14 protein-coding genes and 1 pseudogene are annotated in these 25,457 nt (G+C 69.2%); 5 read left to right on the top strand and 10 right to left on the bottom strand.

Annotated elements, in window-relative coordinates; translation table 11 throughout:
- Positions 1 to 108: 108 nt before the first annotated feature.
- Positions 109 to 621 carry an Asp23/Gls24 family envelope stress response protein gene (locus ACOBQU_RS08295; RefSeq protein WP_423625384.1) on the top strand — a complete coding sequence of 171 codons (513 nt, stop codon included), beginning with the start codon at positions 109 to 111 and terminating at the stop codon, positions 619 to 621.
- Between the two features lie 489 nt (positions 622 to 1,110).
- Here the strand turns inward: ACOBQU_RS08295 and ACOBQU_RS08300 are convergent, their stop codons facing one another.
- Positions 1,111 to 2,055, bottom strand: a complete 945-nt coding sequence (locus ACOBQU_RS08300; RefSeq protein ID WP_423625386.1) for a helix-turn-helix domain-containing protein — start codon at positions 2,053 to 2,055, stop codon at positions 1,111 to 1,113.
- A gap of 362 nt (positions 2,056 to 2,417) precedes the next feature.
- On the opposite strand from ACOBQU_RS08300, the gene ACOBQU_RS08305 reads away from it, so the two are divergent.
- Positions 2,418 to 3,197 carry a polysaccharide deacetylase family protein gene (locus ACOBQU_RS08305; protein WP_423625388.1) on the top strand — a complete coding sequence of 260 codons (780 nt, stop codon included), beginning with the start codon at positions 2,418 to 2,420 and terminating at the stop codon, positions 3,195 to 3,197.
- Positions 3,198 to 3,218: 21 nt separating this feature from the next.
- On the opposite strand, the gene ACOBQU_RS08310 is transcribed toward ACOBQU_RS08305, so the two are convergent.
- On the bottom strand, positions 3,219 to 4,481 hold the full coding sequence (locus ACOBQU_RS08310) for a cytochrome P450 (RefSeq protein ID WP_423634341.1): 1,263 nt from the start codon (positions 4,479 to 4,481) through the stop codon (positions 3,219 to 3,221).
- A gap of 195 nt (positions 4,482 to 4,676) precedes the next feature.
- Between ACOBQU_RS08310 and ACOBQU_RS08315 the strand changes: the two genes are divergently transcribed.
- A complete protein-coding gene (locus ACOBQU_RS08315) occupies positions 4,677 to 5,090 on the top strand; it encodes a hypothetical protein (RefSeq protein WP_423625390.1) in 414 nt (137 codons plus the stop codon).
- 275 nt (positions 5,091 to 5,365) lie between these two features.
- Here the strand turns inward: ACOBQU_RS08315 and ACOBQU_RS08320 are convergent, their stop codons facing one another.
- The 5 genes from ACOBQU_RS08320 to ACOBQU_RS08340 all read right to left on the bottom strand — a co-directional run bounded on the left by ACOBQU_RS08320 (position 5,366) and on the right by ACOBQU_RS08340 (position 18,101).
- Positions 5,366 to 6,226, bottom strand: a complete 861-nt coding sequence (locus ACOBQU_RS08320; RefSeq protein ID WP_423625392.1) for a HEAT repeat domain-containing protein — start codon at positions 6,224 to 6,226, stop codon at positions 5,366 to 5,368.
- A 1,830-nt stretch (positions 6,227 to 8,056) separates the two neighbouring features.
- Positions 8,057 to 8,569 carry a hypothetical protein gene (locus ACOBQU_RS08325; RefSeq protein ID WP_423625394.1) on the bottom strand — a complete coding sequence of 171 codons (513 nt, stop codon included), beginning with the start codon at positions 8,567 to 8,569 and terminating at the stop codon, positions 8,057 to 8,059.
- Between the two features lie 11 nt (positions 8,570 to 8,580).
- Positions 8,581 to 15,993, bottom strand: coding sequence for a DNRLRE domain-containing protein (locus ACOBQU_RS08330; RefSeq protein WP_423634343.1), 7,413 nt, complete (start codon positions 15,991 to 15,993; stop codon positions 8,581 to 8,583).
- Positions 15,994 to 17,265: 1,272 nt separating this feature from the next.
- Positions 17,266 to 17,664 (bottom strand): ATP-binding protein, encoded by a 399-nt coding sequence (locus ACOBQU_RS08335; RefSeq protein ID WP_423625396.1) that lies wholly within the window; start codon positions 17,662 to 17,664, stop codon positions 17,266 to 17,268.
- Positions 17,665 to 17,672: 8 nt separating this feature from the next.
- Entirely contained in the window at positions 17,673 to 18,101 is a 429-nt protein-coding gene (locus ACOBQU_RS08340) for a hypothetical protein (RefSeq protein WP_423625398.1), read from the bottom strand.
- A 156-nt stretch (positions 18,102 to 18,257) separates the two neighbouring features.
- Between ACOBQU_RS08340 and ACOBQU_RS08345 the strand changes: the two genes are divergently transcribed.
- On the top strand, positions 18,258 to 19,361 hold the full coding sequence (locus tag ACOBQU_RS08345) for a helix-turn-helix domain-containing protein (protein WP_423625400.1): 1,104 nt from the start codon (positions 18,258 to 18,260) through the stop codon (positions 19,359 to 19,361).
- Positions 19,362 to 19,376: 15 nt separating this feature from the next.
- A complete protein-coding gene (locus tag ACOBQU_RS08350; RefSeq protein WP_423625402.1) occupies positions 19,377 to 20,045 on the top strand; it encodes a YdcF family protein in 669 nt (222 codons plus the stop codon).
- A gap of 88 nt (positions 20,046 to 20,133) precedes the next feature.
- Here the strand turns inward: ACOBQU_RS08350 and ACOBQU_RS08355 are convergent.
- The 3 genes and pseudogenes from ACOBQU_RS08355 to ACOBQU_RS08365 form a co-directional block, all read right to left on the bottom strand.
- Positions 20,134 to 21,337 (bottom strand): annotated as a pseudogene (locus ACOBQU_RS08355) (XdhC family protein).
- A gap of 44 nt (positions 21,338 to 21,381) precedes the next feature.
- Positions 21,382 to 22,839, bottom strand: coding sequence for an NCS2 family permease (locus ACOBQU_RS08360; protein WP_423625404.1), 1,458 nt, complete (start codon positions 22,837 to 22,839; stop codon positions 21,382 to 21,384).
- Positions 22,840 to 23,069: 230 nt separating this feature from the next.
- Positions 23,070 to 25,454 carry a xanthine dehydrogenase family protein molybdopterin-binding subunit gene (locus ACOBQU_RS08365; RefSeq protein ID WP_423625405.1) on the bottom strand — a complete coding sequence of 795 codons (2,385 nt, stop codon included), beginning with the start codon at positions 25,452 to 25,454 and terminating at the stop codon, positions 23,070 to 23,072.
- Between the last annotated feature and the right edge of the window lie 3 nt (positions 25,455 to 25,457).

Raw genomic sequence — 25,457 nt, forward strand, 5'->3', positions numbered from 1 at the left:
GAAACGCCCGAGAGCAAGAGAGAGCCCGAGAGCAAGAGGGCAAGCGAGCAAGCGAGCAAGCGAGCAAGCGAGCAAGAAGGACGAGAGCGAGAGCGAGGAGAAGCGACCATGGCGCAGGACCTGGATTCCAAGGCGAACGTCTCCCCCGGCACGGAGCGGACCACGGCGGGCGTGGCGCAGCGCCCCCCGGGCGCCACCACCCTCAGCGGCGGCAGCACCGGCGCGGGTGAACCCCCGGCGACGCGCGGCAGGACGTCCATCGCCGATGTCGTCGTGGTGAAGATCGCGGGCATGGCCGCGCGGGAGATCCCCGGCGTGTACGACATGGGCGGCGGCCTCTCGCGCGCGCTCGGGGCGGTGCGCGACCGCGTCCCCGGCGGGCGCTCGAACGTGGGCCGGGGCGTGAAGGTGGAGGTCGGCGAGCGGCAGACCGCGATCGACCTGGACATCGTCGTCGAGTACGGCGTGCCCATCACGGACGTCGCCCACGACGTCCGCGAGAACGTGATCGCCGCCGTGGAGCGCATCACCGGCCTCGAAGTGGTCGAGGTCAACGTCGCCGTGAACGACGTGCGGCTGCCGGACGACGACACGGAGAGCGGGGAGTCGCGGGTGGAGTGACACCGGGGTGCCCGGCCCGCGCCCGGCGGCGCCCGACGGCCGTACGCGGTCATCCGGAAGGGCGCCGGGCGGCCACGGCCGGGGCAGGTGCCGTGGCCGCTCGGCCCCGTTCCCCTCACTCGACGCCCGGAGCGCGGACGACGCAGGTCGCGCCCGGGGCGCGTACACCCGCACCTGAAGCGCGTACGCCGTGCCGCGCCCCGACCGCGTACGCGGCGCGTGGCGCTCCGGCCGCGTACGAGGCGTCACGCGGCCGGTCGTCGAGAGGGCCGGGCCGGGCCGGATCCGGCGGGGCGGTGCGCGCACCGCGGCGGGCCCCTCCCCAGAGACCCGCCCCGAATCCGGCCGGGTCTCCCCCCGCCTCGGGTGGTGCCACGATGGCCCAGGCGCGCGGCCCGCGCCACGCGTGTTCCGCTCAGCGGAACACAGGGGTCACGGGAGTGCGCGGGCGGCCCGGGAGGCGCGGTGGCGCGGCGGGTCCCGGCAGGGTCAGTAGCGGAGCAGGTGCGGTGGCCAGCCCTGCTCCTGGGGCGGCGTGCGGGCCAGCCGGGTCTCGATGGCCACCGACGCGGCGGCGGTCGCGGCGGCGACGGCCGCGAGCCCCTGGTCGGCGGGCACCACCGCGGCCAGCGCGGCGACGGTCCGCCCGTCCGGCGCCCGTACCGGCACGGCGACGCAGGACACCCCTTCCTGCACCTGCTCCCGGTCGAGTACGGGGCCGTGGGGCCTGCCGGTGAAGACCCGCCCGGCGGCGGTGTCCAGCGGGAAGCTCAGTCCGGTGCGCACCGGAACCAGCGCTTCCACGCGGCCGGGCACCGACGCCACGGTCAGGGCCAGCTCGTCGCGCAGCACGGTGAGCACGACGCTGGCGCCCGTCGAGGCGCGCAGCCGGTGCAGCGGGATCCGGGAGGCGGTGCGCAGCCCCGGGTAGGGCTGCCAGGCCTGGCCGAGCCGGAAGAGCTGCGGTCCGACGAGGTAGCGGTTGCCCCGGCGCTCGACGGCGCCGACGAGGCCCAGCTGCTCCAGGAGGCGGTGGGCGCTGCCCTTGGGCACCTGGCAGGCCAGTGCCAGTTCGGTGAGTCCGGCTTCGCCGCCGCGCAGCCGCAGCGCCTCCAGCAGGGCGAACGCTCCGTCGAGCACCCCCCTGCCCTGCTGGAGGGGTGCCCGTCGGGCTTTCGGGGGGACCACCTCGCCTTCGCCCTGGGGTTGTGCTCGGCCGCCGCCGGGTCCCGTGTCGTGGTTGCCGGGGCAGCCGCCCTGGCCGCGGCCCTGGCGTGGTGTCCTGGCGGCGGCGTCCCGCGTCCTGGAGGTGTCCCGCTCGTTCGTGGGCCCGGCGTTCGCCGAGGCGGCCCGCGCGGAGACGGCACCCGCGGAGGCGGCGTTCGCGGAAGCGGCGTTCGCGGGCATGGCTGAGGACAGTGCTCTGCCTGGCATGGTGTTTCCCCGTTTCGCACGCCCGCCGCCCCCTGGCGGGACCGCGGGCAACTGCACATGGTGCGGGAGGAATCAGGCATCCCGCCAGACGAGTTTGCGCCGACTCACGCCGCGGGGGCCGGGCGTTCCCCTTCGGCCCCGGCCGTGTCTTCCGCCCCGGGAGCCTCTCCTCGTACCACTGGACCGGCACCGCGATCCGGCGCCCGACCCGGCGCCCGACCCGGTGTCCGACCCAGGAGCCGACCCGGGGTCCGCCCCGGCTCCGCACCCTGTGGGACGATCGAACGGAGGCCGCCATTCCGGGCAGGTGTCGCGCTTGGCTGTCGCAAAGCCTCGATATACACGGAGTGTATAGTTCCCGCATGCCTGCCATACGCAAGATGAACAATCCGGGGAAGTGGTTCCTCGGCGCCGCGGCGCTGGCCGCCACCGTGGCCCTGTCCGGCTGCACCAAGCTCGACACGGTCTCGCCCAGCACCGTGCGCAAGGACGCCGCCGACGCGAAGGCGAAGGACCAGGGCGCGTTCGGGACGGTCGACTGCCGCAAGGCCAAGTGCATCGCGCTGACCTTCGACGCGGGCCCCAGCGAGAACACCCCCCGGCTGCTGAAGATCCTCAAGAAGGAGAAGGTGCCCGCGACCTTCTTCACGCTCGGCAAGAACCACATCGTGAAGTACCCCGAGCTGGTCAAGCAGATGGACCGCGAGGGCCATGAGGTGGCGAGCCACACCTGGTCGCACAAGATCCTCACGAAGATCAAGCCCGCGGAGGCCCGGGAGGAGCTGGAGCGCCCGAACAAGGCGATCGAGAAGCTCATCGGCAAGAAGCCGACGCTGATGCGCCCGCCGCAGGGCCGCACCAACGACACCATCAACAAGATCTCCCGCGACCTGGGCCTCGCGGAGATCCTGTGGACGGTGACCGCGAAGGACTACACGACGAACGACTCCGCCCTGATCCAGAAGCGGGTCCTCGAACAGTCCAGCCGCGACGGCATCATCCTGCTGCACGACATCTACAAGGGCACGGTGCCCGCGGTGCCGGGCATCATCAGCGAGCTGAAGAAGCGCGGCTATGTCTTCGTGACCGTGCCGCAGCTGCTCGCGCCGGGCAAGGCGGAGCCGGGGAAGGTCTACCGCTAGGCCGCCACCGCCGCTCGGCGGTCAGGGCCGGACCCACGTCACGTGGAGGGCCTCCGGGGCACGGTGGATGAGGGTGGGCCGCATCGTGACCGGAGGCCGGTCGTCGTCGAGCCGCAGGCCCGGGAAGCGGCGGGCGAACAGCGCCAGGGTCAACCGGACCTGTTCGCGGGCGAGTTGGGCGCCGGGGCAGGCGTGGGCGCCGAGCCCGAACGCGAGGTGCCGGGCGGTGGCGGGGCGCGTGATGTCGAAGGCGTCGGGGCGCGGGTGCCGGGCGCCGTCCCGGCCCGCCGCGCCGAAGGCCACCAACAGCTCGGCGCCCGCGGGCAGTTCGGTCCCGGCGAGCGTCACGGCCCGTGTGGTGATCCGGCGGAAGCCCTGGAGTGCGGTGTCGTACCGGGCCGCCTCCTCGACGGCGGCCGGGATCCGCTCGGGCTCGGCGCACAGCAGGCGCCACTGGTCGCGGTGGCGCAGCAGGTGCAGGAGGGCCGTGCCGATGAGCGCGGTGGTGGTGAGGTGCCCGGCGATCAGGAAGTTGTTGAGGTGCGCGACCAGTTCGGCGCGCCGGGCGTCCGTGAGGGCGCCCATGTCGCCGTCCTCCCCTTCATCCCGTCCGAGTGACGTGACGAACTCGCCGCAGAGGTCGTCGCGGGGCGCGGCGTACCGGTCGCGTACATAGCCGTCGAGGAGGCGGCGCAGGGCGACGATGTCGTGCGCGGCCGCCACCTGCTCGCCCTCGGGGAGCGGCCGGAACAGCAGCCGCTCGGTGCTGTGCACGCCGCGGACGACCGTGGGTACGTCCGCCGGGTCGAAGCCGAGCAGCCGCCCGATGACCTCGCCGGGCAGCCGCGTGGCGTACGCGGCCATCAGTTCCGCGCGGCCGTCGCCCGCGAAGGCGTCCACGAGCGCCGCGGCCCGCTCGGCGGCGTACGGGGCCAGGGCGGCGACCCGGGCCGGGCCCAGGCCGCGCGTGATGGGGGCGCGCAGCCGCCGGTGGGCGGGGCCGTCGGCGGTGACGACGACGCGGGTGCGGCCGCCGGTGCCGCTGCCGTTGTCGGCGAGTACGGCGAGGGCGGCCTGGCAGGGGACGGTGTCCCCGCGGACGGCGTTCGCCGACGAGTACACGTCGGGCCGCCGCAGCACCGCCCGCACGTCGGCGTCCCGCGCCACGAGCCAGGCCCGCAGCTCCGGCACGTACGTCAGCCCCGCGGCGCGCCGGGCCCTCTCGTACAGCGGATACGGATCCCGCATCAACTCGTCGAGCCGCGCGTGCAGTTGGCGATCCATGCCCTGATCCATGCCCTCATGCTGGCAACCCCCCGGCCCCCACGAAAGCCCCACGGACGCGCTCCGCCACCCCGCCCGGTATCACCCCATTCGCGCCGGGGCTGGCCCGCGCGGGGCTGGGCGTAGTAGAACCACGCGTCGCGACGACGGCCCACGCCACGACACGCACGAGTCCCCTACAGGGAGCCTGAACCCATGACGCCCCGGAAGCTCTTGATCACGACCGTGACGGCCCTCCCCTTAGCGGCGGGCGCGGCCTTACTGATCTCCACTCACACCACGAACACCCCCTCCCCCGAGGCCAGCCCCCGCCCCACCACCCCCGTCACCTACGAGGTGACCGGCAGGGGCACGGCCGACATCACCTACCTCACCCGCACCACCACCGCCACCAGAACCGCCGTCCCCCTCCCCTGGAAGAAGACCGTCCCACTCCCCCGCGACGAACAACCCATCCTCCGCATCCAACTCCCCGCCAAGGGCGGCGAGGCCCACTGCACGCTGGCGATCCAAGGCCACCATCAACAGCGGGCTACGGCGTACGGGGCCTATGGGAAGGCGGTGTGCACGGGCCGAGCGGCACCCCGCCCCGGAAACGAACGCCCCTAACGCACCTCTCGACACCTCTGGTAACGCTGGAGCCAGGCAGGCGAGCCGCTTCCCGTCGCGGAAGGGCTGTCATGCGAGTCGGCTCCTGAGTCGGACGCCGAGAGAAACCTCCTGACTCACCTTCGACAAGAACAGGCCGAAGCACCCAGAGGACGCGTCGGACCGGCTCCCTACCGGATGCGACGATCAGCCAGGAGCGTCCTCTTCGGCGTCCGGTGCCCTCTCGACCGGAACATCATCCGTACGCCCCGCGGCTTCCCGAAAAGCACCCTGCCTCACCCGAATACCGACCACGCCCGCAGATACCGCATCACTCGCTGACTCTCATCCGGGATTTTCAGCAGGGGAAGTAGCACAGGAAGCATCCGGGCCCGCGTCTCGGCGACCTCGTCGCCCACGCTCTTCGCTGCGAGGAGGAGTTCGTCGCGTGCGGCTGGATCCGTCAGGCCGACCGCCTTCAGGCCAATCTCCAGCATTTCGATCGCCTGCGGGATGTCACCGCGCTCGGCCACGTCGTGAACGATCTCAACCAGTGGCTCACGTATCCATGGAGATTCACCGAATCGATCGCCAACGGGCAGGAGGGACAGCACCGTGTCCCTCGCCTCATCGGTCCACGCACCTCCAAGACGAAGACTGACGGCCACCGCTGCGATACGGACCTTGTCGGGCTCGGCGCTGGTCAGCAGTCCGGCAGCCATACCGGTGGCCCGGGCCGGGTCCAGCAGGGCCAGGGCGAACACGAGATCGGCCCGGACAGAGGCATGACGCTCCTCCCGCCAACGAGCCCACAGAGCCTTAGGGGCCAGGTCAGAGCCGCGGCATTGAGCGACTACCCATACCGCCAACTGCCGTACTTCCGCGTCGTCATGGGTGAGCATCGGCAGCAACAGAGGGAGTTGTGTCACCACTGCGGCGTGCGCTTCGTCGGGCGAGCCATCGTCCGCGTGATCGGCAGCCGCGATGCGCCCCAGCATGTAGAGGAGAGCGGGACTTCGAACCCCTGCTGCGGCGAGCCGGGCGATAAACGGAACAGCGGGAACGGTTGCCGGAGACACCGTATCCACGTTCAATACGTGATCATAGAGATCCCAGATCGCGTCCTCGAAAACCTCCTGGTCAGGCGAGGTAAGCAAACGGAGCGTCTGGGCAGGCCAGAGCCTCCCACCACTTCCCAATCGAAACCGTCCACGTCACGGAGCACCCCATCGGCATCCACGGTGGAACTCTATTGCGTACGCCGCCCAGGCTCCCGGAGTTCAAGGAGGAATAGCATTGAAGAGATACTCAACCTCGTTGACACCAGTGACCTCGAAGTCGACGTCGAGGCGCGGACCGCCTTTCAGGACAGGCCCTGGAACCGTTGCTGAAGGTCCTCCCGACCGCGAACTGCTGGCCCAGGCCCCAGGACGAGGACGACAAGGGCTCGCCGGGCAACGCACACGCCTCGCCGCTGCACGTCCCTACTTGGGTGCAGAGCTACCGCATGGCACCGGCCATAATGCCGCCTCTCGTACGGGCGATGGGCAGGATTCCTGCGGAAAACGCCCCCACACTACCGCCCAGCAAGACGCCCTCTTATGTAAGACCAAGACCAACCCGCCAGGTCGCACACGGCAGTTGTCCTCGATCACCGTCAGGGGATTTCCCATACCGGCGTACCCGCGTAGCGAGCGGCTGACGGAACGCCCACGGCCGGAAGCGCGCGGCACCAGGAGCACCACCGAATCGGCGGATTACCTCGCCCACCTCGACTCCGTCCATCAGGGCGACGGCAGGCTGTGCCGCCATGGGCGGTGCAGCCCTACGTGGACTTGGCGTTGCCACCCCTGCCCCCGTTAGCGAGCATCAGCGCTCCGAGCGTCCTCAGGGAAGAACCGGATATCGGGAAAGGCGACATGAGGCGTGGGTGCCCCCGAAGGAAGGACGGGAGACAAGGCTCGAAAAACCCGCTCAAGCACCTCGTCCGAATAGCCTGCCAGCGTCTCCGAAGCCTGTAGTACCGCGCCCCCGGCGGATAGGGGGATCACCCGGTGGAAAGCTCCGGTTGAGGCCAGCCCCTCACAGCCGCCTAGCCGGTCGACCAGCTCCTCGGGACAGACCGTCACCCACGCGTACCCGCGCAGCACTTCCCGCGACTCAGGGAGGAACGTACGCCGTTTGCACCGAAGAGCCAGATCAAGATTGGATCGGTCCAGTGATGGGCCTAGCTCGATACGACCAAACGTTGGATTCACGGTACTTGCGGCCTCAGCCACGCACTCCACAAGCTGCGCACAGAATCCGACGTCAGACAGCACATGGTCTTCGCATAGCAACGAGGCTGAAAGTGACACATATTCACTCTCAAAATAGGCAGAAGAACAGACAACACGGCCCGAATCGCCGCCTTCACCGAACAATAACTGCGCCCAAAAGTGCGGCTGTGCCAGCTCCGCAAAGAACCGATCTCGTTGCTCAACGCCAGCGGAGAAGTGCTCAAGAGGGTCGTGCTCTCCACGGGCCAAGGACGCCACCCAGAAAGGTCCAGAAGGGGAATACGACGAGAAGAGACGTCGCCAGCACGTATCGAGCCAACGCGTCACCGCCCTGGCCCGGTCCGCTGCACCCCCATCGAGCCACACATCGAGGTACACATTCACCCAAATACTCCTTCACCAGCACAGTCGGATCGACACGGTCGGCCGCGTCTTCCGCCCCACACCATTCATGACTTGGCGCGACGCCACACTCCAGGCAACTCTCCCGTCACCCCCCGCGCGTTTTCGAGGCATTCGCTCTGGAGTGCTGTCATTTCCTCGTCGGCCGATTCCAGGCAGAGGCTTCTCCGACACGCCGCCGCTCCTGTGGCCGTCGTGGAACGCATGGTGTTCTTCACGATGTTGGAACGGAGAATGCCGGGCGGACCACAGTCAGTCCGCCCGGCATGGCCTGGGTGCCTCAGCTGATCGTCTCAGCGAGCCGTCTCAGTCGGACTCGATCGTGGGAGTACGCCCCGGGAAGTCCGGCGGCAGCCCGTCAGGCGGCACCGCTCCGGAGACCAGCCCCGCCAGGTACTCCGTGAGGCTCCCCTGGAACTCACACCAGTCGTCGTTGCGCCCGCTCACGAGAATGGTCCATGAATCAGGCCCGCCGTCTGAGGTCTTCCAGTAGAAGATGTCCCCTTCCGAGGACGACCCCCAGGGCAGCAGACCATGCTCCTCGGGATAGGGGACATACCCGCGCGACGCCCCTCGATCCCGCCGATGCCTCAGCATATCGAGCAGTCTCCGCACCCCGGAGATGAAGAAGCGCTCTGCTCCAGGGGTCGGGATGAGAATCGCGAGGAATTCGTCGATGGTCAGCGGCGGGTAGGCTTCGGACAGCGCCTTGAAGTCCGCTGGAAGCTCCGTTCCAAGCTCGGCGGAGATCTCACCCCAGTTGATGGCGCGCGTTTCTGTCGCACGATGCCGCAAGAGCTCGGGAAGCTCCTGCTCCAAATGCTGGACGCTCAACAGGTTACCTGCTCTCCTGGCCTGTTCTCTATGGACTCGTTGAAGAGCCGACCGCTTGACGTCGTAGCCGTCATGGTGATCCCGGTCGGCAGGTTCTGACGGCCATCACCATAGTGCAACTGGCCGGAATACAGTACTGGTTGACCATTACTGAGGGCCTTTGCCATCTCGTCCTCGCAGGACAGCATCGCCTTCTGGTTCATCTCCCAGTAACCAGTGAACACGTTCTCTCTCACCCACTCGCCATGAAAGCGATCGCCAATGATGTGAGATCGATTGAATATCCACAACCCTGCCTGATCCTTGGCTGACACGTACCCAGGCGGGTCGGGCAAGGACCTTGGACGAGGAGTTCGGGAATTCGCGGGCTTGAGATCCGACGGGCAGATCAGGGCGGTGGCCCCAGTAGGAGCCCCGTCCTTCAGCGGCTGGTAGTTGTACCGCTTGGACCGCGGCTCGTCATCACAGCGCTCCTCAAGCGTCTGACCGCGTGTTCTGGACCCACCTCCGGAGTCCTCACCGAAGACCGCGTCCGCCAGGTTGTCCACCGCGCTGTCCACCGCGCGGTCCACAGCCCGGTCCCATGGGTTGTCATCGATGACTCCGGCGGCTCTGAGAGCGCTGAAGGCCAGGCCCACCGGATTCCGCTTGCCCGCGAGCTTGGTACCGGCCTTGGCCGCTTCCTTGAAGCCGTTCTTCAGCCCCTCGCGCATGCCGTCGAGCACGTTGTCCACTCCGGGAATCCCGAAGCCGTGGCCGTCGAACTCCAAGAAGGTGGTCGGGTTGCCGCCCGCGAACGCGTAGCGGTTGCCGGTCAGTGGGTCGGACACCAGGTTCATGTCGGCGAGGGCGCCGTTGTACATGTCGCGGGTGAGGAAGCGGTTGAGGCCGGGGCTGTAGTCGCGGAAGCCCATGTCGTAGGTGGAGGATGCCGCGTCCCAGCGTTTGGAGTTGAAGCGGTAGGGGTTGTAGGACTCCTTGGTGGGGTCGGTGGCCGTGGGTTTGTCGATGCCGGTGAAGTCGGAGGGGGCGTTGTCGCCGTAGGCGGTGTAGCCGTAGGTGGACTTGGTGTTGCCGTCCTTGTCGGTCAACGTCTCGACGTCGGTGTGGCTGTTGTAGCCGTAGTAGGTGTCCTCTGACGCGCCACCGCCGTCAGCTGCGTGCTTCACCTGGGAGAGGCGTTCGCCCCAGGGGCTGTACTGGTAGGACTTGGTGAGCTTGCCCGCGACTTCCTCGCCCAGGACTTCCCCGGACATGCCGAGGTAGGTGTAGTCCGTGGTCTTGCCGGAGGCCTCCGTGCGGGAGGCGGTGCGGTCCAGGGGGTCGTAGGCGTACTTCGTCGCCTTCAGCGCCCCGGACGACTCGTCCGCCTTCTCGTGCTGGCGGATGCGGTCGAAGCCGTCGTAGACATTGCGCTCGATGACCTTGCCGCCGCTGGTGACTGACTCCTGGCGGCCGAAGGGGTCGTAGGTGTACCAGGCCTCCGCCCCGCCCGACGTCGTCTTCAGGAGGCGGTTGCGGTCGTAGCCGAACGTCGTCGTCTTGCCCTTGACGGTCTGGGAGACGACGTTGGCGTTGTCGTCGTGGACGTAGGTCTCCGTCCCGGCCCCGTCGCCCGTGCGGACGGACTTCGACAGGCGGTCCGCCGGGTCGTATGAGTAGTCCGTGGTCGACGACAGATACTGCGACGTGTCGTCCGCGTTCATCTTCTTCGCCACGTCCTGCGCCTTGTTCCCGTTGGGGTCATAGGCGTAGGTGTGCGACGACACGAGGGTGCCGTTGGGCTTCTTCTCCGTCTGGGACTTCAGGGCGCCGTCGAGGTAGTAGGCGTAGTCGACCGTGTTCTTGTTGGCCTTCGTTTCCTGCTTCTTTTCACCTCTCGGGGTGTAGTCGTACGTCGTGATCTTGGGAGATCCGTCCGACGGCGACTTGCCTACTGAGACCTCCTTGACCAGCTCCCGCAGGTCGTAGGTGTACTTGGCGTACTGATCCGGGTGCTTCAGCGTCTCCGGCTGGCCGTTGGCGTCGTAGGTGTACGACGTCGTCTTCTTCTCCTGGCCCGCCAGTGCCTCCACGACCTTCTCGACCTGGTTCAACCCGGTGTAGGAGATCGTGTACGCGTCGACCTTCGTGCCCGTGGACTTGTCGTCGATCGAGGTGAGGTTGCCGTTGACGTCATAGGCGTACGCGAAGCGCTTGTTCTCCGTGTCCGCCACACCCGCGGTGTCCCGGACCAGCTTCACCTTCGCCGCGCCCTGCGCCTTCAGCGTCACGAACTCGTTCTTCTCGTACTCCTGCCTGCCGAGCTTGATCCAGCCCTTGCCGTCACCGGCCCGGTCCGCGTACGCGGTGTACGTGCCCGACCTCGGGATCGGCAGCCTCTGCGACGGCTCCCCCAGCAACTCGTTGCGGCCCACCGGCGCCCCGTCGTCGTCCAGCGACTTCAGCTTGCCGTCGGGGAAGTACCCCCACCGCATCGTCCGGCTCGACGAACCCGCCGCCGACGTGAGCTGACGGGCCGTCTGCTGACCCAGCTCGTTGTAGTCGTACAGCGTGCGGATGTCCCACGCGTCCTCCGCCGACTTCACCCAGCCGTTGTCGAAGTAGGAGTACGTCGTGTCGACGCGGGTCTGCTCGCCCTCGGAAGGCGGTGCGGAGACCTTCGCCACCCGGCCCACCGCGTCATACGTCGTCTCCGTCCAGACCTTCCGGTTGTAGCGCCCATCCCGCGGGTCGTACGGCTGGATCTGCCGCGCGGGACGGTTCAAGGCGTCGTACGTGGTCTCCGCCACGAACGCGTCAGCGCGGTCGGCGGCGACGCTGCGCGGCGTGAAGACCTTGATCTGGTTGCCGACCTCGTCATAGGCGAACTTCGTCGTGCGGAGTGTGCCGTCTTTGTGCGGGACATCCACCGCCGTGAGCTTGCCGCGCTCGTCGTAGTGGTTCTTGGTGGTGTTGTTCTCCTGGTCGGTCGTGGAGACGACCAGGGAGTCCTTGTCGTAGGTCCGCTTGACCGTCTTACCCGCCGCGTCCGTGACCGTGACGACCCGGTGGTTCAGGTCGTAGGCCGTCTTGGTGGTGTAGTCGTCGGGGTCGGAGGACTGGTTCTTCTTCGGGTCAGTGACCTTCACCGGGTTGCCGACGCCGTCGTAGACGTAACTGACCTTCTCCTTCTTGGCGTTGACGACCTCGGTGAGCTGGTAGATCTCGTCGTAGGCGTTTGTCGTCACGTAGTCGTCGGGGTCCGACGGCGTCGCCACGCCCTTCGGCTCCGTCGTCGTCAGCAGGTTGCCGACCTTGTCGTACGCGTACCGGGTGCGCCGCTCGCCCGAGGTGTCCGTGTCCTTCGGCGCCGTCGCCTCCGTGACCTGGTCCGCCTTGTCATAGACGGCCGTCGACACCGCGCCGTTGGGTGCCGTGGACTTGGTGACATTGTCGTTCGCGTCGTAGTCGGGGGCGGGAGTGGTGATGTAGACCCCCGCCGCCTGGTCCTTGGGCACCTTCGACACCAGCGGACGGCCATACGTGTCATACGTCTGCGTGGTCTTCTTGCCCAGCGCGTCCGTCACCGCCGTGACCTGGCCCCGGGAGTCGTACTCGGTCTTCGTCGCCTTGCCCAGCGCGTCCGTGATCGAGCGCGGGTAGCCCGAGGACACGTAGTCGGCGTAGAGCGTCGCGTTGCCGTTGGCGTCCGTGGCCTTCGTGAGCTGGCCGTAGCCGTCATAGTCGTACGTCGTCGTGTAGTCGCCGGAGGCGGGTGTGGCGACGCCCTTGGGGTCGGTGACCTGCTTGAGGTTGCCCTTGGTGTCGTAGGTGAACTGCCAGGCGCGGTTCTCCGCCGACGTCTTCTTCTTCAGGTCGGCGACATAGCCGTCGTCGCGGGTCTGGTACTCGTAACGGACCGCGTGGGAGGGGTACTTGTTGGGGGCGCACTCGTCGGCGGACGGCAGACCGTCCTTGTTCTCCTCCGCCGAGCGCTCCCACGTCGGGTAGCCGGTCTTCTCGTCGTAGCAGTACGCCGTCTTCGCGCCGTTGTTCTCCTCCAGGAGCGTGACGTTGTGGTCGCCGTCCCACGTCATCTTCGTCTGCTCGGACTTGGCGTTGACGACCTTGACCGGGCGGGCCAGGTCGTCGGTCTCGTGGACCGTGGTGTGCTTCTCGGCGTCGGTGACCTTGGTCTCCTTGCCGCCGCCGGAGGGGCGTGCGGCGTAGGTGAAGCCGGTGGTGCCGCCGAGGCGGTCCGTGATCGACTTGGTGGCCCAGCGGGTGCCGTAGTCCAGGGCCGTGCCGTGGTCGCGCGGGTCGGTGACCTTGGTGAGCTTGGCGTTGCGGTTGGTCTGGGCCTCGTCGTACGAGAACGCGAAGGTCTTCGGCTGGGCCGAGCCGTCGCCGTCGACCACGCGGCCCAGCAGGCCCTTCGTGGTGTACAGGAAGGTGACCTCGCGGCCCGAGATGTCCTTGAGGGACTTCACGTGGTCGTAGATCCGCGGGTTGGTGAGGTCGGTGCCCTTGGCGGGCTTTCCGTTGGCGTCGATGTAGTCGTACGTCGCGTCGCCGCGCTCGTAGAAGTCGACGGTCAGCGACCTGCGGTTCGCCGGGTCGCGGATCTCCTTGAGGAACTTGACCGTTCGGCCTTCGGAGACGCGCTCCTCGTAGACGTAGCGCTGGGTGTTGCCGTTGGTGTCGACGATGGACGTGAGGTAGCCGTCGCAGTCCAGGAGGAAGCGCGTGCCGTCGGGGCGGGTCAGCGACCAGGCGTCGGTGAGCGTGTCGTTGTCGGCGGCGCAGGTGGCGTTCGCCTTGGGTTTGAGCCGGTAGTGCAGGCCCGGCGGGGACGTCCAGCCGCCGTCGGACTCCTTGCGGAAGACGTGGGTGGTGCCGTCGCCGTCCGTGAGGTGCGCCTTGGTCGGGTTGGTGTCCGGCTCGAAGTCCAGCGGGGCGCCGAGGCGCAGCGGGCCGGACGCCTGCGCGGTCCAGCCGTGGCCCAGGGTGCTGTCGGAGGTGTCCAGGGAGTTGTAGGACAGGCGCAGGAACGTGTTGAGGCCGCGGCCGGGGTTGCTGAAGGCGTCGTACGACCAGACGGCGTTGCCGGAAGCCAGGTGGGACATCAGGGTCGAGCCCGCGCCGGTGTTCTTGCCGGTGTAGCCGTAGAACTTCTCCAGGCCCAGCTGGTCGGCGGTGCCCGAGTCCTCGACGGCGACGCGCTGGGCGAGGCCGGGGATGCCGGGCCGCTGCGACAGCCAGGTGCCGGAGGCCTTCTCGCGGACGTCCCAGGTGAGGACGTGGCCCACGCGGCCGTTGCCGTCGTCGACCGTCGGGGCCTTCACCTTGGCCTTGACGGTGGCGGACTTGCCGGGCGCCAACGCCGGTAGCGCGGTCTCCAGTTGGTTGGCGGCCGTGGTGGCGTCCGTGCCGTCGGGCAGGGTCCAGCGGTACGACAGCTCACGCTCACCGGCGGGCCAGGCCGCGTCGGTGGTGTTGGTGACGGCGACGTCCGTGGTGTAGGTGAGGCCCTCCGTCATACGGGACGGGGTGTTCGCGGCGTAGTACGTCGACTCGGTGGAGGAGTCGACGTAGATGACGCGCAGCAGCGGACGCAGCTGCTTGTCCCTGGCCTCCGCGGACAGGAACAGCGTGCGCTCCTGGCCGCCGCTCGCGGACTCGTCCTTCAGCTTGATCAGGGCGCCCTTGTTGCTGCTGGGGGTGTCCACCCACTTCTGCGTCAGGGAGGTGGCGTCCCACCAGTGGCGGCCGACGTCGCTGGTGATCTCGGGGACGGTGTCGGAGACCGTCGACGAGAAGTCACCGCCCTTCTTGGTCCACTCGTTGGTGGCGTCGGCCTTGTTCCAGGTGGCCTTCTTCTCGTCGAAATCGCGGGTGAGGGCGTGGAGTTCGTAGACCGCGCCGCGGCTCTCGCTGGTGGTCTCCGAGCCCCACATCTGGAGCTGGGACTCCAGGATCGTGGCGGTCTTCGGGACGCCGTCCGTGGGGAACTTCAGGACCGCGCGGGTCTTTCCGTAGGTGTCGGAGTTGTTGCCGACGCTGGTCCACGTCTGGCCCACGTCCCAGGAGGGCAGGGCGTCCAGGTTGGTGTCCGGCTTGGCGGAGGACAGGGTGGTGTCGCTCTGGCCCGCCTGGATGAGCTTCATGGTGCGCCCGGCCTTGGGGATGCCGACCATGCGCACGGGCGAGCCGAGGAGCTGCCCGTCCTTGGTCTTGACGGCGACCTGGTAGAAGTAGACGCGCCCGATCTCGTTCGGGCTGCTGTCGGGCGTCGGCCTGGCCGTGGTGTCGCGGAACGTGGTGCGGGACTTGCTCACCGGGGCGATCAGAGTGGAGTCGTCCGGTGCGAAGCCTTCGCGGGTGGAGCGGTGGATCTGGTACTCGGCGATGTCGAGGTCGGGGTCGTCGGTGCCGTTGGTGTACTTCGACCACGACAGCTCGGGGCCGTTGCTGTGGACGACCGTCGGGGAGTCGAGGGCGCTGCCCACCTTGCCGTAGGTGACGGTGAGGCGGGGGTAGGTGGAGGTCTCGCCGCCGTAGTCGTAGTCGGCCTGCTCGTAGCGCGGGCCGCCCTTGGGCGCGTCGGCGGACTCGTCCTTGGCCTTCAGGACGAAGCCGTGGTTGGCGGTGCCGTCGACCCACTTCTGGACGGTGTCCCTGACGGGGAAGTTGTGCCACTGGTTGTACTCGCCCTTGTCCTTGACGACCTGGGCGGGGTTCACCAGGCGCACGGAGTCGGCGATGTTGCGCCTGCCCGCGTCACCCGTGTCGCCGAGCACGACCTTGCCCTCGGTGCCCTTGGCGAAGTCGAGCTGACCGCTCGTCACGGACTTCCAGTCGCTCTCGGAGCCGTTCTGGTCGACCGTGCCGGTCTTGGTTCCGCCGTCGTACGTGATCGTGTACGGGGCGTCCTTGGCGGCGTCGGAGGCCTTCGGGAAGTGGGCCTCCACGCGGTACGAGGACTTCTCGGGGACCGTCGGCTGCCAGGTGTACGACTCGTTGCGCGCGGAGTTCTTGTTGTAGACGTAGTCGTTGTTGGTGGCGTCGCCGCCGGTGGTGGTCTCCTTCGGCCAGTCGCCGACGGCCGCGGTGCCCTTTGAGCCGTCGTCGAGGCGGACGGTCGTCCCGGACAGCTCTCCCACCAGGTTGTCGGTCTTGTCCCAGGTGGCGGTCGCCTCGTCCCAGGCGCCGGTGGCCCGGTGCGCCTCGACGGTGACGTCGTTGCCGTTGGTGGTGTGGGTCTGGTCGTAGTAGACGCCGAGCCGGGCCGCGTCGATGTCGACGCCTGCGGGGATCTCGTCGAGCGGGAACTTCAGGAAGGAGCGGGCGATACCGGTGTCCGTCCTGCCCACCGCCAGGCGCCAGTTGGCGTTGAAGTTCACACCCGGCTGGTCGGAGAGGACCATCACGTCCTGGGACTGCGCGGGCCGCGGCGAGATGGTGATGCTGGGGTCGATGGCCACGGGGTAGCGGCGCTGCTTCGCCGCCAGCCAGCTCGCGTCCGGCGTGACGGTGAGCCGCCACGCGCCGCCGTGCCGCGTGAGCTTCTGCCGGACCTTGGTGGTGCCGGTCTTCCCGTACGGCGACGAGGTCGCGTTCCGGGCGTCCGTCATGTGGGGCGCCGGGATGACCAGGACCGGGTGGCGGGAGTACTCGCCGAAGAACGCGATCGAGCCGTCCTGGCGCGGCTTGGGCCGCAGCCCGTCCGCGTCGAGCCGGAAGGCGAACGACACCGGGTTCTTCGGCCGCTTGGCGAGGACGATGTCCTCCTTCACCTGGCCGACGCCGACGCGGTAGCGCAGCTCCGCGCCGGACTTCGGGTCGCGGTACGTCACCCGGTCGCCCTTGACGCGGGGTGTGAGCCGCGCCGCCGTGCCGTCGAGGCCGAGCGTCACGGTCTGGCCGCTCCCCGCCTCGTAGCGCAGCAGCCGCCGAGCGTCGGAGCCGAAGTAACTGCGGCCCGTGTTCGTGGTGTTGGCGTACGCGTACGTGCCGCCCGCGCGCCGTTCGCGCGCCTTCGTGACGTCGGTGTCGATCGGCCGCCAGCGCTTGCCCGCCTTGTAGGCGGTGGGGAACGCCGACATCTCCGCCTGCACGCGGCCGTCGGACAGCTTCCAGAAGCGGGTGCTGGGGGTGCGCTCGTTCGTCAGTTCCTTGACGCGCCTGGCCTCGGGCGCCTTCGTCCCCTTGGGGAGGCGCTCACGTCTGGGGGCGGGGTCGCCACTCTTGGGCGGCTCTCCGCCTTCGCCTTGGTCTTCGCCTTGGTCTTCGTCCTGCGCCTGATCGGCGTCGGCTGTCACGGCGCCCTTGCCGTCGGCCGCCGACTGCGCGACGGCGACCTGCGGCAGGGCGGACCCTAATACGGCCGATACGACTACGCCGACCAGCGCTCTTCGGTGATCGATCCTCACTGTGCCGACTACCTCCCTGTCTTCTTGCGAGAGCGGGAAAGCGGGCATGGCTGACCGCTGCGTCAGGAGTTCCTGGGGCAGCGGAGACAAGCAGGGAGGAGTTGTAGTGAGGCGCCGGATGGCACGTCAACCGGCGTTACATAGGGGACAGTTGCGGATTTGAGGCGATAGATGCGAAGGCTCAGTCGCTCGCTCCCAGCCCTCTGTGTAGCGCTAGCTACGTGCTACCGCACACGCCTTCCCGAGGGTGTGGGGTGAGGACTGCACTCACGCAGTCGCCCCTCTTGTGACCTTGAAGCAGGACCAGACGATCTTCCCCATGGGGGCCCGGTTCTCGACTCCCCAGTCGTCAGCGAGGGCCTCGATCAGCGTCAAGCCGCGTCCGGACAGGTCCGTGTCGGTCGCGCGGCGGGGCTCGGGAAGCAGGGGGCAGCTGTCATGCACCTCCAGCCGTACGACCTCCTCGTCAAGGTCGAGCTTGACCAGGAAGCCGTGCTCCAGGGCAGTTCCATGAACCACCGCGTTTGTCGCGAGCTCGGAGACGCAGAGCCGGACGTCCTCAGCTCGGCCCACGCCCCAGCCCGTCAGGACCTCCGCAGTGAACGCCCTTGCCCGGCCGACCGATTCGGGCTTCGCGTCGAAGAACCTCTGCGTTGTCTCGGTCATCCCGGTCCTCATGACTCGGCGTTCAAGGCGCGGTTGGTTCCGGGAGTACGGCGGCGAACACGACCACTGCCGGAGGCGGACGACTGCGTGGGGCGAGGGCGACGGACGAGCAGCAGACGGGAACCAGCCGCCTCGATGCGGTGTCCGCGCGCAACAGCTATGGCCCTCGGTCCCAGGTGCGACATGGCCGGAACGAGCACGCCATAGACGTCTGGCAGAGCCAGTACGTCGAGGAGCCCGGCGAAGGCTGCGGAATCGGGTCCAGAGAACGCGTCGCGGTCCGTGAAGAGGCCGGAGAGGTGCAGCTCGTGGCTGCGGCAGTAGTCGGTGAGCGTTGCGGCAAGGGCCGCTTGCCGGGCTGCGGAGACTCGTACCAGCCTGAGGAAGCCGTAGACGACCGGGCCGCTGACCTGGCGATGCTCCGTGATGGGTTCCATGCTGTTGTGTCCGTCCAAAGGGCTCGACGCGTGGCGACGTCCTCAGCTTGGCTGCCGCCCAACCCCCGGCCAATCACTGCTTGTTCTACTTGCGTTCCACTTCCGTCCGCCCACCGCCCGGTCCGTGGTTCGATGGCAGAGGGAAGGGAGTGACGTGTGGCGACCGTGCACCACTGGACTGGTCTGGAGGCCAAGGCGCTTCGGCTCGCCCTGCGACTGAGCGTGCGGGCCTTCGCCGAACAGCTCGGTCTGGCTGTCGCGACCGTATCCAAATGGGAGAGCAAGCTCGCCGCCACCGAGCCCAGACCTGACACCCAGGCCATCCTCGACACCGCGCTCGGCCGTGCGGACGCCTCGGTCCATCTGCGGTTCGAAACGCTCCTGTCTGAGATGGGCAGTCCAGGGCAGAGCGCTGATCGGCGGCGCGTTACCACCTCAGGTCCCCGGGCCTGGGCCTACGAGTCGTGGGCGGACGACCTGGACCGAGTCGTGATCGCCCTGTCCCGGCAGGACTTCGTCCTCGCCGACAGCCTTCTCAGCCGCTGGCTGGCCCGGTTCCGAACTCCTGAGCTGGACGAGAAGGGTCTGTACTTGCTCGCCCGCTCAACCGCTCTGCTCGGCGACCTGAAGCGCGACCAAGGGTCGGTGGTCGGTCCGCTCTCGGCCCAGCACCCGTATGTAGGCGCCCGCGCGGTCTTCGCTCAGCTCGATATCCCGCGCCGCATTGCTCAGCTCGACCTGTCACTCGCGGTGGTGGCGGAGATGTCCGGGAAGCTGGAGTTCGCCGCTCGCCGCTACGAGGCCCTCGCCGTCGACGATCGGCTCTCCCACCGCGATCGAGCCCGCGCCCGTCTGTGGGTGGGGACCGCACTGAGCAAGGATGGGCAGCACGAGTATGCGACCCGCGTTATCCAGGCAGCGACCCGCGCCTTCGAAGACCTGGAAGAACCCGAGGACTGGTCGGTGGCCCAGCAGAAACTCGCCCTTGCCCGCCGTGGCGCTGGCGACCTCACCCAGGCCCTGTACTTCGTCGACATCGCCCGCAGCAGCGGGACCGCCGCATCACCGATGCAACGTGTGCGGCTGGACACCGCTCACGGCCACATCCTGCTCTCCGACCCAGCGACCCGGGATGATGGGCTCCTTGTCCTCGACCAGGCCGCCAGGACAGCCGCGCGGTACGGGCTCGTGCACCAATTGCGCAGCATCGAGGGCATCAGGGCCAAGAGCGAGGGGCCGACCGGCCCCGGCAAGCGGTGACCAGGGAGAACACACGTGAGCGACGACCAGCGGGCCATCACCGAAGACCAGTGGCGCCAGGCCAAGCTGATCTGGGACTACCACCAGATGCACCACGTGCCGCGGCCCGCCGACGTGGCTATTGGTCTGGGCAGCCATGACCTCGGTGTCGCGGCCTACTCCGCCGAGCTGTATCGCGCCGGATTCTTCCCTCACCTGGTGTTCACCGGCGGCAACAGCCCCACTACCGCCCAGGTCTTCCCGCGCGGCGAGGCCGTCCACTTCCGCGAGCACGCCATCGGCCTCGGTGTCCCCGACGACGCGATCCTGCTGGAGCCCAACGCGACCAACACCGGGCAGAACATCGCCCTCTCCCGCGAAGTCCTGGCCGCTTCCGGCATCCACCCCGCGTCGGTGCTGCTGGTCTCCAAGCCGTACATGGAACGCCGATCGTTCGCGACCGCCCGCAAGCTGTGGCCCGACGTTGAGATCCTTTGCGCGTCTGAGCCACTGGAGTTCGATGACTACCTCAAGTCCATCGGCGACGAGAAGCTCGTCCTGGACATGCTCGTCGGCGACCTCCAGCGGGTCATCGAGTATCCGAAGCTCGGCTTCGCCCTTGAGCAGGAGGTCCCGGACGGCGTCCACGCAGCGTACGAAGGACTCATCCGTGACGGCTTCACCAGTCGGCTCATCACCTCGTAACGTGCCGCCCTCGGGAACTGATCGGGGCTCCTGATCGGCGGCAGCGCTGAGGCATCCACGGGCCACGAACCGCCGACGTCGAGGGGCGTCAGGCCACCGAGCCGATGCCGTGGTGGGGGCCGTCGTGGTGGATGGGGGTGTGGGCTCCGGTCAGGGAGCGGCCGGAGCCGCCTCGGCGGGTCGCCACGATCTCCGCCGCGATGGAGAGGGCGGTCTCCTCGGGGGTGCGGGCGCCCAGGTCCAGGCCGATGGGTGAGCGCAGGCGGGCCAGTTCGAGTTCGGTGACGCCGACGGCGCGCAGCCGCTCGTTGCGGTCCAGGTGGGTGCGGCGCGAGCCCATGGCGCCGACGTACGCGACGGGCAGGCGCAGGGCGAGCCGCAGCAGCGGGATGTCGAACTTGGCGTCGTGCGTCAGGACGCACAGGACGGTGCGGGCGTCGACGTCGGTGTCGGCCAGGTACTCGTGCGGCCAGCGGACCACGATCTCGTCGGCGTCCGGGAAGCGCGCGGGCGTGGCGAAGACGGGCCGCGCGTCGCAGACGGTGACGTGGTAGCCGAGGAACTTCCCGGCCCGCACCAGGGCCGCCGCGAAGTCGATGGCGCCGAAGACGATCATCCGGGGCGGGGGTACGGAGGACTCCACGAGCACGGTGATCGGCTGCCCGCAGCGGGAGCCGTCCGCGCCGATCTCGACGGTGCCGGTGCGCCCGGCGTCGAGCATCGCCCGGGCCTCCGCCGCGACGGTGCGGTCCAGCTCGGGGTGGCCGCCGAGGCCGCCGTCGAAGCCGGGGTCCTCGCCCGCGGGGCCCTCGGAGCGGCCTTCCGAGCCGTCGGCCCCGTACGCGGCGTCGACGGCCCCCCGCACAAGCAGCGGGCGGCCCACGAGGTCCGGCGGGCCCGAGGTGATCCGGGCGACCGCCGCCGCCTCGCCGCGGGAGGCGGCGGCGAGCGCGGCGGCGTACACCGGCCGCGCGGGATCGTCCGCGCGGACCGGCGTGACCAGGATGTCGATGACGCCGCCGCAGGTCAGGCCCACGGCAAAGGCGTCGTCGTCGCTGTAGCCGAAGCGTTCGACGACGGGCTCGCCGTCGTCCAGGACCTGCTGGCACAGTGCGTAGACCGCGCCCTCGACACACCCCGGAGACCGAGCCGATCGCCGCGCCGTCGGCGTCGACGGCGAGGGCCGCGCCGGGCTGGCGGGGCGCGCTGCCGCCGACCGCCACCACGGTGGCGACGGCGAAGTCACGTCCCTGCCCGACCCACCGGTGCAGTTCCTCGGCGATGTCCAGCATGTCGGCCTCCTCGACTACGGTACGTGCGTCACGGTCGGCTGTGCTCAGTGGACGCCCAGCCACCCCTCGATGGGGTTCAGGGCGAAGTACACGAGGAAGACCGCGGCCAGGCCCCACATGAAGGCCCCGATCTCCCGTGCCCTGCCCTGCGCCACCTTGATGGCGACCCAGGCGACGACGCCCGCCGCGACACCGGTGGTGATGGTGTACGTGAACGGCATGAGCACCACGGTCAGGAAGACCGGGATGGCCGTGGCGCGGTCGGCCCAGTCCACGTGCCGGGCGTTCATCATCATCATCGCGCCGATGACGACGAGCGCGGCGGACGCGACCTCCTGCGGGACGATCGCGGTCACCGGGGTGAAGAACAAGCAGGCGGCGAAGAATAGTCCCGTCACCACGGAGGCGAGGCCCGTGCGGGCGCCCTCGCCGACGCCGGTCGCGGACTCCACGAACACGGTCTGCCCGGAGCCGCCCGCGACGCCGCCGATCGCGCCGCCCGCGCCGTCGATGAACAGCGCCTTGGACAGGCCGGGCATGCGGCCCTTGTCGTCGGCGAGGCCCGCCTCGCTGCCGACGCCGATGATGGTGGCCATGGCGTCGAAGAAGCCCGCCAGGACCAGGGTGAAGACGATCATGCCGACGGTCATCGCGCCGACCTCGCCCCAGCCGCCGAACTCGACGTCGCCGAACAGCGAGAAGTCCGGGGCCGACACCGCGCCGCCGTGCAACTCCGGGGCGCCGTTGGCCCACTGCTCGGGGTCGATGACGTCCATCGCGTTCAGGGCCACCGCCACGACGGTGCCGGTGACGATGCCGATGAGGATCGCGCCGGGCGTCTCCCGGGCCTGGAGCATGAAGATCAGCAGCAGGGTGCCCGCGAACAACAGCACGGGCCAGCCCGCGAGTTCACCGGTGGGGCCGAGGGTGAGCGGGGTGGCCTTGCCCTGGTGCACGAAGCCGCCCTTGACCAGGCCGATGATGGCGATGAACATGCCGATGCCCATGGTGATGGCGTGCTTCAGGGCCAGCGGAATCGCGTTCATGATCATCTCGCGGAGCCCGGTGACCACCAGGAGCATGATGACGCCGCCGTACATCACGCACATGCCCATCGCCTGCGGCCAGGTCATCTCCGGCGCGACCTGCGAGGCGATCACGCCGGACACGGAGAGCCCGGCGGCCAGGGCGAGCGGCACCTTGCCGATGAAGCCCATGAGCAGGGTGGTGACGGCCGCGGCCAGGGCCGTCGCGGTGATCAGGGCCTTCTGGCCCATGGTGTCGCCCGCCGCGTCCTTGCCGGACAGGATCAGCGGGTTGAGCAGGACGATGTACGCCATCGCCATGAACGTGGTGATGCCGCCGCGGACCTCTCTGGCGACCGTCGATCCCCGTGGGGATATGTGGAAGTACCGGTCGAGCCAAGACCGCCCGGCGGGGACGCGCGAGCCGGGGCCCGCGTCCTCCGCGGTGGTCTTGGGCTCCACTGACTGCTGGGTCATGGTGCCTACTCCCAAGGTTCATAGGGGCACCCGCGGGTGACCGCGGGATTTGGGGTGGGTGCGCACGACCCGGGGACGGCCCGAGTGTGGTCCTGGGTGTGGTCTTGGTACGGGACTTGAGTGGGGGGCGGGCTGGGGGCCAGTGGGGCGGGGGTTGCCCAGCACCACCCGGGGCCGCCGGGTGGATGGTCGCCCGGCGGCGGGGCCCGCCCTTCGGGGCGGCGGTGGGGTCAGGCCGTGCCCGTGATGTGCTCCGGGCGGACCGGCGTCCTGTTCAGCTCCAGGCCCGTCGCCGCGCGGATGGCGGCGAGGACCGCCGGGGTGGAGGACAGGGTGGGGGCCTCACCGACGCCGCGCAGGCCGTACGGGGCGTGCTCGTCGGCGAGTTCGAGGACGTCGACGGGGATGGTCGGCGTGTCGAGGATGGTGGGGATCAGATAGTCCGTGAAGGAGGGGTTCTTGACCTTCGCGGTCTTCGGGTCGACGACGATCTCCTCCATGACGGCGACGCCCAGGCCCTGCGTGGTGCCGCCCTGGATCTGGCCGACCACCGACAGCGGGTTGAGCGCCTTGCCGACGTCCTGCGCGCAGGCCAGCTCGATGACCTTGACCAGGCCGAGTTCGGTGTCGACCTCGACGACGGCGCGGTGCGCGGCGAAGGAGTACTGGACGTGCCCGTTGCCCTGACCGGTGATCAGATCGAAGGGCTGGGTGGGCCGGTGGCGCCACTCCAGCTCGATGTCGACGGCGTCGTCTTCGAGTACGTCGACGAGGTCGGCCAGGACCTCACCGCCGTCGGTGACGACCTTGCCGCCCTCCAGGAGGAGTTCGGTGGTGGCCCACGCCGGGTGGTGGGTGCCGAACTTGCGGCGGCCCAGCTCCAGGACCTTCTCGCGCACGGCCTCGCAGGAGTTCTTGACGGCGCCGCCGGTGACGTACGTCTGCCGGGACGCGGACGTCGAACCGGCGCTGCCCACCTGGGTGTCGGCCGGGTGGATGGTCACCTGGGCGACGCCGAGTTCGGTGCGGGCGATCTGCGCGTGCACGGTGACACCGCCCTGGCCGACCTCGGCCATCGCGGTGTGCACGGTCACGACGGGCTCGCCGCCGACGACCTCCATCCGCACCCGGGCCGTCGAGTAGTCGTCGAATCCCTCGGAGAAGCCGACGTTCTTGATGCCGACGGCGTAGCCGACGCCCCGCACGACGCCCTCGCCGTGCGTGGTGTTGGACAGGCCGCCGGGCAGCTGGCGCACGTCGGCGCCCTCGGTGGTCTCCCACTGGCGCTCGGGCGGCAGCGGCCGGGCCTTGACGCGGCGCAGGATCTCGGCGACCGGCGCCGGGGAGTCCACGACCTGCCCGGTCGGCAGGAGCGTGCCCTGCTCCATGGCGTTCAGTTGCCGGAACTCCACCGGGTCCAGGCCGAGTTCGGCCGCCAGCTTGTCCATCTGCGCCTCGTAGGCGAAGCACGCCTGGACCGCGCCGAAGCCGCGCATCGCGCCGCAGGGCGGGTTGTTGGTGTAGAGGGCGAGGGCCTCGATGTCCACGTCGTCGACGGCGTACGGGCCCACGGACAGCGATGAGGCGTTGCCGACGACCGCCGGGGACGCCGACGCGTAGGCGCCGCCGTCGAGGACGATGCGGCACTTCACGTGTGTCAGCTTGCCGTCGCGCGTGGCCCCGTGCTCGTAGAACAGCTTCGCGGGGTGGCGGTGGACATGGCCGAAGAAGGACTCGAAGCGGTTGTAGACGATCTTCACGGGCTTGCCGGTGCGCAGCGCGAGCAGGCAGGCGTGGATCTGCATCGAGATGTCCTCGCGGCCGCCGAAGGCCCCGCCGACGCCGGACAGCGTCATGCGGACCTTGTCCTTGGGCAGGCCGAGGACGGGCGCGATCTGGTCCAGGTCCTTGTGCAGCCACTGGGTGGCGATGTAGAGGTCGACGCCGCCGTCCTCGGCGGGCACCGCGAGGCCGGACTCGGGGCCGAGGAAGGCCTGGTCCTGCATGCCGAACGTGTACTCGCCGGTGACGACGACATCGGCCCGCTCGGCGGCCGCGGCCGCGTCGCCGCGCACGATGGGCTGGCGGTGCACGATGTTCTGGTGCGGGACGATCTCCGCGTACTCGTCGTCGCGGTGCTCGTGGACCAGGACCGCGTCCGGCGCGAGGGCGCTGGCCTCGTCGGTGATGACGGGCAATTCTCGGTACTCGACCTTGATCTTGGCGGCGGCGCGGCGCGCGGTCTCCGGGTGGTCGGCGGCGACCAGGGCCACGGGCTCGCCGTGGTGGCGGACCTTGCCGTGCGCGAGCACCGGGGTGTCCTGGAGCTCCAGGCCGTAGTGCTTGACGTCCGCGGGCAGGTCGTCGTACGTGAGGACGGCGTACACGCCCGCCTGGGCGAGAGCCTCGGAGGTGTCGATGGAGACGATCTCGGCGTGCGCGACGGTGGAGCGCAGGATCTGGCCCCACAGCATGTCCTCGTGCCACATGTCGGACGAGTAGGCGAACTCGCCGGTGACCTTGAGGGTGCCGTCGGGGCGGAGCGTGGACTCGCCGATGCCGCCCTTGGTCGGGGAGCCCTGGGTGAGCTTGGTGGGAGCGCCGTTGGTGCCCATGTC

Origin of the sequence: Streptomyces sp. G45 (assembly GCF_049542095.1) — a bacterium.
In the GTDB taxonomy this organism is placed as follows: domain Bacteria; phylum Actinomycetota; class Actinomycetes; order Streptomycetales; family Streptomycetaceae; genus Streptomyces.